The organism is Massilia psychrophila (genome assembly GCF_002760665.1).
GTDB lineage: Bacteria > Pseudomonadota > Gammaproteobacteria > Burkholderiales > Burkholderiaceae_D > JAFCUW01.
In genome coordinates, this window is sequence record NZ_PDOB01000061.1 from 1 (window position 1) to 9,596 (window position 9,596).

Consider the following 9,596-nt stretch of genomic DNA (forward strand, 5'->3'; position numbering starts at 1 on the left):
GAGACCAGGACGTTGATAGGCTGGGTGTGGAAGTGCAGTAATGCATTAAGCTAACCAGTACTAATTGCCCGTACGGCTTGTCCCTATAACCTTAGCAGGTATAGAGAATAAGAGAACGCGTTGTGCTCGTTGTAATGTACAATCACTACCTAAGTAAAACGAAACAATACTTCTTCCAGATTCAAGGTCATGCTGCCCAGTTGGGAGCACGTACCTGTACAAGTTATGCCTGATGACCATAGTAAATCGGTACCACCCCTTCCCATCCCGAACAGGACCGTGAAACGATATTACGCCGATGATAGTGCTGCAACCAGTGTGAAAGTAGGTCATCGTCAGGCTAGTTATAAGAAGAAAACCCCCGCAGAGATGTGGGGGTTTTTTTTCGTCTGGATATTCGCATTGCCGGTGCCAGTTAGCGTGGCCATGCCACTCATCGAGCAGATTGCGCTCGCACATTTGCTGCAAGCGTCGGCATTGACGAACAGGTGGGTGCAGCGGCTAACCGGTAAGCGTGACGCCAGCACCGTCTGGACTTGTCAGGCTAGTTATAAAAAAACCCCGGCAGAGATGCTGGGGTTTTTTCGTATTGAGGGTCTTGAGGTCTTGCCGGGAAGCAGGCTTACAAGAAAATGGTTGGTATGACGTCGCCGCTCTGGCGTTTCCGTGCCCCGTAAGCGCCCGGTTGTTACCCTTCAAAAAATTCGACACGCCCATTGTCGAGGTCATAGCGGGCGCCGACGACCATGAGTTTCTTCGTCCGCAAGGGCTCCAACAGCAGTGCCTGGGACAGGCGCAACCGATTAACCACCCGGCTAACATTTTCGCGTACCGACGCCTCAACCAGCGCTTCGTGCGTGTAGGATTTTCCCCCAAATCTCGATTTTGCTTTCAAAACGGCTGGCACAATTGGCTCAATCATCTGACCAATGCTGCCTGGGTAATTTGTCTGTTTTTCCACCACCGAGACAGCTGCATCGACAGCGCCGCAGCGCTGATGACCCATGACGACAATGAGCGGTACGCCAAGCTCGGCAACCGCATATTCAATGCTGCCTTCCGCAACCGTATCGACGGTATTGCCTGCATTACGAACGATAAAAAGTTCCCCCAGGCCGCGGCCGAACAGTAATTCAGGAGGAACCCGCGAATCGGAGCAACCGACCAGTATCGCAATTGGGGTCTGGCCGCGGGCAATTTCGAGCCGCCGCTCCTTGCCCAGCTTGGAGCCCTGCGGGCTGTCGCTAATGAATTTGGTATTCCCTTCCTTCAAAAGGTCGAGAGCCTGCTGTGGCGTCAGTGCTGTTTTTTTCGACGCTGCGGCCTGAATGTTTCCCGCATAGAAAGTGGAGGCTAGCGCGCCGCCACAGCAGCTAATTTTTCTAAGAAATTGGCGTTTTTGCTGATCGTGAGTTGACATTCTTTTTCCTTCTAATAATTTAGCCGTGCCGCATTAAAGTGAAAACAATGCGGCTCCAGGCACAAATATAACAAAACAGGGCATCGGGCGTCGCGAGTTAGCGGTCGCTACCCGGCGTCGAAAATACAATACGTCGTCCAAATCAAAGCATTGCCACCCTATAGGGCGTTTACAGGTTTGTTTGAAGGCTTGCCGCGCACGCGGATTTTTGATCAGCGAAAACGGATAGCCAAGCCGACTTCCTCAACCCACCGCTTCAGGTCGGCGAGTGGCCGCTGTGAGTCGAGGTCGTTAAAGATATCATGGAACATTGCATCGTAAATGCGGATTTCGGCCATTCCTGGCGGAGTATGGGCAAAGAATTGCCGGGTTCCGTCGGCATCCACCAGCCGGTCGTCGCCGGCTACCAACATCAGCGCGGGAATCGACAGTGCGCCGGCGTGCGAATGGCAGTAGGCAATCGACGACAGCATCGAGCGCAGCAGGCGAGCGCTGATCCTGCGGTGCACCAGCGGGTCGGCCTTGTAGGCGGCGACGACGCCTGCATCATGCGACAGCAGCGACGCTGACAGCCCGCTGGGTACGCCAATCGACGGGGCCAGCTTGTACATCACCCTGAGCATCGTTGCCTGGAAGGCGGAGAGACGTAGCGACAAGGCCGGCGACGACAGGATCAGCCCGCGCAGCGGTGACAGCCTGGCCAGCGCAAAGCGCGTGGCGAACAGGCCGCCCATGCTATGGCCAAACAGGAAAGGTGGTTGGGAGTATCGCGTGGAAAAATCATCGATGATGATTTCCGCATCCTGCAGCATCGGAGTGCCATTGATGACGTCGCCTCGATTGCCCTCGGAGCGTCCATGTCCCCGGTGATCATAAGTGCGTACCGACAAGCCGCATTGGTTGAAGAAGCTGGCGAGGTGGCGGTATCGCCCGCTGTGCTCGCCGAGGCCATGCATCAGTACAATGCTGCCTCGAACTTGCGCCGCCGGCAGCATGTAGTCGGTGACGTACAACATGGTGCCGTCGGCAGCGCTGATCTGGTGGCTCTGCAGCGCCACCAGCTGAGTCATTACACGCCCCAGAGGACGTCGTAGCCGCCGTCCCTGGCCGCGCGCAGCATTTCGAGCAGCGGATAGGCGCGCGTCGCGAAACTGACGATTTCCATGCCTTCGTGCTCTTTGTCGTCGCGCACTTCGTCATGATGAGCGTGGACGTCGCGCTGAACGTCGGCGGATGCGGCATGCTTGCGCGTTTCGGTGATTTCTTTTTCAAGCACTTCAACCGCTTCCGGCGCCTCCGCGGCTGTAATGACACCGCGGTTGACGTCCTTGCCGAGCAAGTCGAGGATGCGCTTGGCGTGCTCCTTGTACATCGTGACTTCGGCGGCTGCTTTAGAGGTGAACGTGATTAACATATATTACTTTCGAAGTAGGCCTTGCAATGGACGAAACGATAACACGACTTCACACTTGGGGTACCCGTTACGCGTGTGTATCGACCCGCCCGATCAATCGTCGCGCGAGCGTGACAGATAGCCAAACAACATAATTGTGCCGGCGATCAATGTCAGCCCGGCAGCGCCAGGCAACAGCCAGGTCGACTGCTGCCGCGCCGTGCTCGCCGTCAGCAGCAGGTAGGCAAGCCCGGACCAGGCGAAACCGTTGAGCATTTCCAGCGCATTGCTGAGGAAGCTGCCTTTGCCGCGCGCCTTGAACTCGCCCCGGATAGCGGGACGCCCGCACCACATCGTGATGAGCGCCGAGGTCGTCACTGAACCGGCAACGGTGGCGCACAATGTCAGCGCGGCCAACGGATTGCGCGTCAGTATCCACAGCAGCGGCAGCGCCATCAGGGCTGGCGCCGGCATCGCGACGGCGGCAAGCTTGGCGCGGCGGATCGTGCGCATGCCGCATGGCGCCGCGCGCAGCAGGTCGGGCGCATCTTCGGCGGAGATGATGACCCAGGCCAGCGCCGCCGTGAGCGAACCGCACAGGAATGTCAGGGCGGCGCCAATCCCCGGCAAGCGCTCGCCGCCTTTGGTCAGCAGCAGCACGCCCAGCGGCACGATATACAACAACTGCAACAGCACCTGCGAAATCAGTTGCGGGTCGCGCGCAATCAGGCGCCACTCCTTGACGACGACCACCTGCGCCAGGCTGCGCCCGAACCAGTAACCTTGCCCGCCGGCCGGCGCCCTGGCCACCCGCACCAGGCTGACCGCCTGCTGCACGCCGTGCACGAAGAATCGATGGGTCGAACGGACGGTGAGGATAAAGATGGCGAGCGCGATCATGCTCAACGCCAGTATCGGGCGCGGTGCGCCAAGGACCGCATGCCCCGGCAGCCAGATGACGCTGTCGGGCCCCAGCGCGGCGCCGGGCTCGAGCATTGGCGCGAACCAGTGCGCTACCTGCTGCCTGGCACTGCCGGCCGCGTTGCCGTACGCTTGCGACAACAGGAAGAACATCGCGCCCGACAGCGCGCCGACCACTTGCGCCACGACCCGCGTGCGCCTCACGTCCAGCAGGCGGACCAGGCCGAGGGTGAGCAGCATCGACAGCGCCGCCGCGATCGCCGCCGCACCGATGACGACCGGATAGATGCCGAGGAAGCGGTACTGGCCCAGGACCAGGCCGGCGTTGGCGAACGGTGCCAGGAAGAACAAGTAAATGCCGGCGATGCCGACGACGATCCCGGCCAGCCGGACGCTGAAAATGCCGCGCGACGACAGCGGCGAAGAGAGCAGCAAATCGAGGTCGCCGCGTTCGAACAATACGTCGACGCTGGCGCGCAAACCGCTCGACATCATCAGGCTGAAGGCGGCCGCGAACAGGCCGCTCAAGCCCATCACCAGCGTGTGCGGCGGCGCCGCGCCGGCGCCGCCGATTTTACTGAGCAAAGCAAACGCCAGCACGTGAATGGTGACGAAAACGGCGATCCACAGCGCGGCGCTGCCTTTGCCGATGCCGCGCCTGCCCACCTTGTTTTTTGCGCCGAAGCCGGCGTTGAAAAAAAACATCCGGATTTCATGCTTGAGCAGCCACAGCGCGCTGCCGGCGCGGGCGTTCACGGCTGTCCCGTCAACTGCAGGAACACATCCTCCAGCGTGCCGCCGTCAGTCTGGCTGCGCAACTCGTCGAGCGTGCCCTGGGCAATCAGCCGGCCATGCTCGATGATGCCGATGCGCTGGGCCAGCCGCTCCGCCACTTCGAGGATGTGGGTGGTCAGCACCACGGTGCCGCCGCCGCGCACGTGTTCGAGCAGCAGGTCCTTGACCTGGCGCGCAGCCGCCGCGTCGAGGCCGGTGAGCGGCTCGTCGAGGATCAGCAACTGCGGCTCATGAATCAACGCGCCAGCCAGTGCCAGCTTTTGCTTCATGCCGCGCGAGAAGCCTTCGGTCAGTTCGTGCGCGTGGCGGCTCAGGTCGAGCCAATCGAGCAGGCGGCGCGCACGCGGCTCGGCGTCGGCTGCCTCGATGCCCCACAGGCCGGCGACGAACTCGAGGTATTCGGTCGGCTTGAGCTTGGCATATAGCATCGGCTCGTCCGGCAGGTAGGCAATCTTCTGCTTGGCGCCGGCCGGATTGGCGGCCAGGTCAATGCCGAAAATTTCGACACTGCCGGCGTCCGGCGCCAGCAAGCCGGCCACCATGCGCAAAGTCGTGGTCTTGCCGGCCCCGTTCGGTCCCAGCAGCGCGTACAGTTCGCCTTGCTGCACGGTCAGGTCGAGCCCGTCGACCGCCGGCCGGCCGAAGTGCTTGGACAGCGCCGTCAGCTTCAAAGCCGCGGGTGCATCGTTGTTCATGTTCGCTCCGCCAAGGGGATACATTGCAGCCGGCGCCGTTGCAGGCGGCCGTGTCGATTGTCAGAGCAGCTTGAACGACGAGATGAACTGGTCGGTCTGCTGGGGCGACAGGGAGGTTTCCTTGCCCATCACAATGACTTGATAGAAGCGCTTGTCGCGCGACTCGAAGTGGCCGACCAGTTTCATCGGCGAGCCTTTCTGGACGCCCTTCGCCTCGATATCGATCGACGTGCTTTGCGTGCTGGTGGCGCCGCTGGTGGTGGCCGCGGCAGAGGATTTTTCCTTGGTGACCGTCGCGCCGATGTTGCGTACCAGCGCAGTCTTCATCGCACCCACTGCCGCCGCCGCCAGGGCAGCGTCGGGCGCTTCCGCGCTGCCGACGGCAAAGGTGGTGCCGTCGATGTCGACCGCAGTCATCGTCATGTCGACCTGCAGGCCGCCGACATCGATGTTGCGCTTGTGCACGGCTGGCTTGTCGGGAAACATCACACGGAAGGGCGCATCCGGGCTGCTGTAATCGCGCCAGTTATAAGTGGGGTTGCAAGCCGTCAGCAGGAGCGCGCCTATTACAGGCAAAAGCGGCGGAAAAATGAATTTTTTGATCAGGGATTGTCGCATCCCCAGATGGTAGCAGGAGCGCCGTGTCGACGCCACTGCTTGAGCGCCACGGCGCTTCACCGTTCCCGCACACTGCGCCGGTAGCCGATTGCTTCAGCCACGTGGGCGGTCGCCACGCGTTCCATGCCGGCCAGGTCGGCGATGGTGCGCGCCACTTTCAGCACCCGGTGATACGCGCGCGCCGACCAGTGCAAATGCAGCATCGTCTCGCGCAGCAATTTGTCGCCGGCGGCGTCGAGCTTGCAGTAGCGGTCGATTTCGCGAGTCGTCAGGCGCTGGTTCGACTTGTCCTGGCGCTGCAGTTGCAGCGTGAAGGCATCGGCGACGCGGCCCGCGATCGCCGCGCTCGGCTCGCCATCGGCGGCGGCGCCCATGGCGGCTGGCGCCAGCGGGCCGACCTCGACCTGCATGTCGATGCGGTCGAGCAGCGGCCCCGAGATGCGGTCCTGGTAGCGCGCCACCGCTTCGACCGTGCAATGGCATTTGCCCGACGAATGGCCGAGGTAGCCGCATGGGCACGGGTTCATCGCCGCGATCAGCTGGAAGCGCGCCGGGAAATCGGCCTGCTGGGCGGCGCGCGAAATGGTGATGGTGCCGGACTCCATCGGCTGGCGCAGCACCTCCAGCACGCGGCGGTCGAACTCGGGCAATTCATCGAGGAACAGCACGCCGCAATGGGCCAGCGACACCTCACCCGGACGCGGCATGCTGCCGCCGCCCACCAGCGCCACGCCGGAGGTGGTGTGATGCGGGCTGCGGTAGGGCCGCACCTTCCAGGTCGCCGCGTTGAAACCGCGCGTGAGCGACTGCACCGCCGCCGCCTCCAGCGCTTCCTCGTCCGTCATCGGCGGCAGCAGGCCGACGAAGCGCGACGCCAGCATCGTCTTGCCGGTGCCGGGCGGGCCGACCAAGAGCAGGCTGTGCGCGCCGGCGGCCGCCACCTCCAGCGCGCGCTTGGCCTGCCGCTGGCCCTTGACGTCGGAAAGATCGGGGTACTGAGGTGCCACGCCGCAAGGCTTGGGGCGGTAGCGCTGCAGCCGGCTGGCATCGTCGGCCGCCGCGAAGTGGGCGCACACTTGCAGCAGCGTCTCGGCCGGAAAGATCGCCGCGTCGCCAACCAGCGCGGCCTCGTCTGCATTGGATGCCGGCAGGATGAAAGCGCGGGCCAAGCGTGACGAAAGTGCCGAATGCCCGCCGCTGCGGTGCATGGCGAACGTCATCGCCAGTGCGCCGCGGATCGGCCGCAATTGGCCCGACAGCGACAGTTCGCCGGCAAATTCGTAGCGGTCCAGGTCGCGGTCGGGAATTTGTCCCGACGCGGCCAGGATGCCGAGGGCGATCGGCAGGTCGAAGCGGCCCGACTCCTTCGGCAAATCGGCCGGCGCCAGGTTGATGGTAACCCTCCGGTTGGGAATCTGGAAGCCGGCGTTTTGCAAGGCCGCGCGTACCCGGTCCTTCGATTCACGCACCTCGGTATCTGGCAAACCGACGATAGTAAAACTGGGGAGGCCGTTGGCCAGGTGCACCTCGACGCTGACGGGAGGCGCTTCCATGCCGGCCAGTGCGCGGCTATGCAATACAGCAAGGCTCATCGAATTCCTTAGCGGAGCAAGGGTACTTTGATGAGCCTAGAAGGATTCGGCGCCTTCGATTTGCGGATGACCAAACGTGTTCGCGTTGCCGGATGTGCGTGGAAGTTCGCAACCGCTGAGGACGTGTCCGAATGTCGGAACTGACCCCGGCTCCGCCCGGCTCGCGATGAGTGCAATGACCACAGACCATGCTGCTAAGACGGTTCTGCGGTTGATATCAGGGCTTCACTGATCTGTGAACCAGCGCCAGCAATGAGCTATCGCGGGTGATTACTGATATGGCAGATTGCTACCCACGATGGTCAGGCCGGGCAGGCCGTTGGCAAGATGCACCTCGACGCTAACTGCAGGCGCCTCCATGCCGGCCAAGGCGCGGCTGCGCAATACTGCAAGGCTCATCGGGTTCCTTAGCAAGGCAGGGGACTTCGAAGAGCCTAGAGTGATTCGACGCGTGCGGCTTGCGGCTGACCAAATGTGTTTGCCTTGGCCGACCGGCGCGCATGTCCGTACAACCGTTGAGGACGTGACAGCATGTTGGAACTGACCCTAATCCCCGCGCTTCTCGGCCAGTCGAATGTGTGAGCTACAAATTGCGCTGGGCGAAGACTTGGATGGCCTCGCCAAGGAAATCAACCATGCGAGGGTGAAAGTGATTGTGATAAGCCCTCATATCAGGGTTGTCTTGATAAAACAGCCCCAGCCCAATGTATGCCTCCCGTGAAGGCGTGTAAAACCGCACAGCAATTGAATAATGACGTGACATGAGAGCCTGAACTTCCGGCGAAGATGGAAGCGAACCTTCCACTAAAGGTGTGAGCTCCTTGTACAAGATGTCCCAGTCGATATGCACTTGCTGCTTATCGACGTGCGACCAGTTTTCTGTTTCAGCAAGCGACTTCGATTGCTGCGCCGTCAGCGCTTGCCTGCATTGTTCGAGGTAGTCCGAAGGGAAGTTTCTAAGTGTCATGGCATTTTGAGAAAGACTGTTGTGTTGAGTATTTGTGGTTGTGTCGCAGTACCGAGCCGAGTCTTTCCGTAGTTGTTTCATTCGTTGCAATGGCGATTATGAGGGCGATCTCTGCTGCTTCAAACCAAGCGGCCGTCACCGAAACTGACGCTTGCACCAGCCAACCGCTGAGCGAGCAAGGTGTGCTGAGGGAGCGCCAGTTGATTTTCGTCTTGCGAGCCGTACTTCAAAATCTCTTTAAAATTAGCAAGGCCTTAGACTACGGCCGCACCCAGGCACTGATGACTGTACTGCTAGTTTGAATACTACTATAAAGACTTGTATCAGCCCAACGTAGTGGCGAAGGAACATAGATGCGGAAGGGATGGCAGATTGCTACCCACGACGGTAAAACTGGGGAGGCCGTTGGCCAGGTGCACCTCGACGCTGACGGGAGGCGCTTCCATGCCGGCCAGCGCGCGGCTATGCAATACAGCAAGGCTCATCGAATTCCTTAGCGGAGCAAGGGTACTTTGATGAGCCTAGAAGGATTCGGCGCCTTCGATTTGCGGATGACCAAACGTGTTCGCGTTGCCGGATGTGCGTGGAAGTTCGCAACCGCTGAGGACGTGTCCGAATGTCGGAACTGACCCCGGCTCGCGGGCTCCGCGGCTCCGCTGCAACCGCTGAGGACGTGTCCGAATGTCGGAACTGACCCCGGCTCGCTGACCCCGGCTCCGCGGGAACTGACCCCGGCTCCGCGCGCGCTGAGGACGTGTCCGAATGTCGGAACTGACCCCGGCTCCGCGAATGTCGGAACTGACCCCGGCTCCGCTGCTGAGGACGTGTCGGAATGTCGGAACTGACCCCGGCTCGGAATGTCGGAACTGACCCCGGCTCCGGAATGTCGGAACTGACCCCGGCTCCGGACCCCGGCTCCGCGAATGTCGGAACTGACCCCGGCTCCGGAACTGACCCCGGCTCCGGGAACTGACCCCGGCTCCGCCGGCTCCGGGAACTGGCCCCGGCTCCGGAATGTCGGAACTGACCCCGGCTCGCGCATGATAATGGATTGACGCGCTTACGTGGCCCCCTGTGTCAGGATAGATGTCGCGTCATTTGATTCACATTAATCGTATTCGGGGGCGGAGCAAAGACATGCAGTGAAACGTTATTCAGCAGAGCGCAAAGAAGCCATCTTGAGACGGATGATGCC

9 protein-coding genes, 2 rRNA genes and 1 pseudogene are annotated in these 9,596 nt (G+C 61.3%); 2 read left to right on the forward strand and 10 right to left on the reverse strand.

The window, feature by feature from the left end; genetic code table 11:
- Both CR103_RS21220 and rrf read left to right on the forward strand, forming a co-directional pair.
- A 23S ribosomal RNA gene (locus CR103_RS21220) occupies positions 1-85 on the forward strand; the annotation flags it as partial.
- Between the two features lie 143 nt (positions 86-228).
- A 5S ribosomal RNA gene (gene rrf / locus CR103_RS21225) occupies positions 229-341 on the forward strand.
- Positions 342-688: 347 nt separating this feature from the next.
- Here rrf and CR103_RS21235 read toward each other — a convergent pair.
- From CR103_RS21235 to CR103_RS24245, 10 genes and pseudogenes are all read right to left on the reverse strand, one after another.
- A complete protein-coding gene (locus tag CR103_RS21235) occupies positions 689-1,420 on the reverse strand; it encodes a carbonic anhydrase (RefSeq protein WP_099917895.1) in 732 nt (243 codons plus the stop codon).
- Positions 1,421-1,632: 212 nt separating this feature from the next.
- The gene (locus tag CR103_RS21240; RefSeq protein WP_099917896.1) at positions 1,633-2,490 is read right to left on the reverse strand and encodes an alpha/beta hydrolase; all 858 of its coding nucleotides are present in this window, start codon (positions 2,488-2,490) and stop codon (positions 1,633-1,635) included.
- Positions 2,490-2,834, reverse strand: a complete 345-nt coding sequence (locus CR103_RS21245) for a DUF1840 domain-containing protein (protein ID WP_099917897.1) — start codon at positions 2,832-2,834, stop codon at positions 2,490-2,492. The genes CR103_RS21240 and CR103_RS21245 overlap by 1 nt, the downstream gene beginning before the upstream one ends.
- Before the next feature lie 93 nt (positions 2,835-2,927).
- Positions 2,928-4,490, reverse strand: a complete 1,563-nt coding sequence (locus tag CR103_RS21250) for a hypothetical protein (protein WP_099917898.1) — start codon at positions 4,488-4,490, stop codon at positions 2,928-2,930.
- Positions 4,487-5,224, reverse strand: coding sequence for an ABC transporter ATP-binding protein (locus tag CR103_RS21255; protein ID WP_099917899.1), 738 nt, complete (start codon positions 5,222-5,224; stop codon positions 4,487-4,489). Before CR103_RS21255 ends, CR103_RS21250 begins: the two co-directional genes overlap by 4 nt.
- A 60-nt stretch (positions 5,225-5,284) precedes the next feature.
- A complete protein-coding gene (locus tag CR103_RS21260) occupies positions 5,285-5,710 on the reverse strand; it encodes a hypothetical protein (protein ID WP_229443764.1) in 426 nt (141 codons plus the stop codon).
- A 188-nt stretch (positions 5,711-5,898) separates the two neighbouring features.
- The gene (locus CR103_RS21265; protein WP_099917900.1) at positions 5,899-7,434 is read right to left on the reverse strand and encodes a YifB family Mg chelatase-like AAA ATPase; all 1,536 of its coding nucleotides are present in this window, start codon (positions 7,432-7,434) and stop codon (positions 5,899-5,901) included.
- A 270-nt stretch (positions 7,435-7,704) separates the two neighbouring features.
- Entirely contained in the window at positions 7,705-7,833 is a 129-nt protein-coding gene (locus CR103_RS23925) for a hypothetical protein (protein WP_267874018.1), read from the reverse strand.
- Between the two features lie 184 nt (positions 7,834-8,017).
- Positions 8,018-8,482, reverse strand: coding sequence for a TipAS antibiotic-recognition domain-containing protein (locus tag CR103_RS21275; protein WP_229443762.1), 465 nt, complete (start codon positions 8,480-8,482; stop codon positions 8,018-8,020).
- Between the two features lie 296 nt (positions 8,483-8,778).
- A pseudogene (locus CR103_RS24245) lies at positions 8,779-8,886 on the reverse strand (magnesium chelatase domain-containing protein); the annotation flags it as partial.
- Positions 8,887-9,596: the final 710 nt, after the last annotated feature.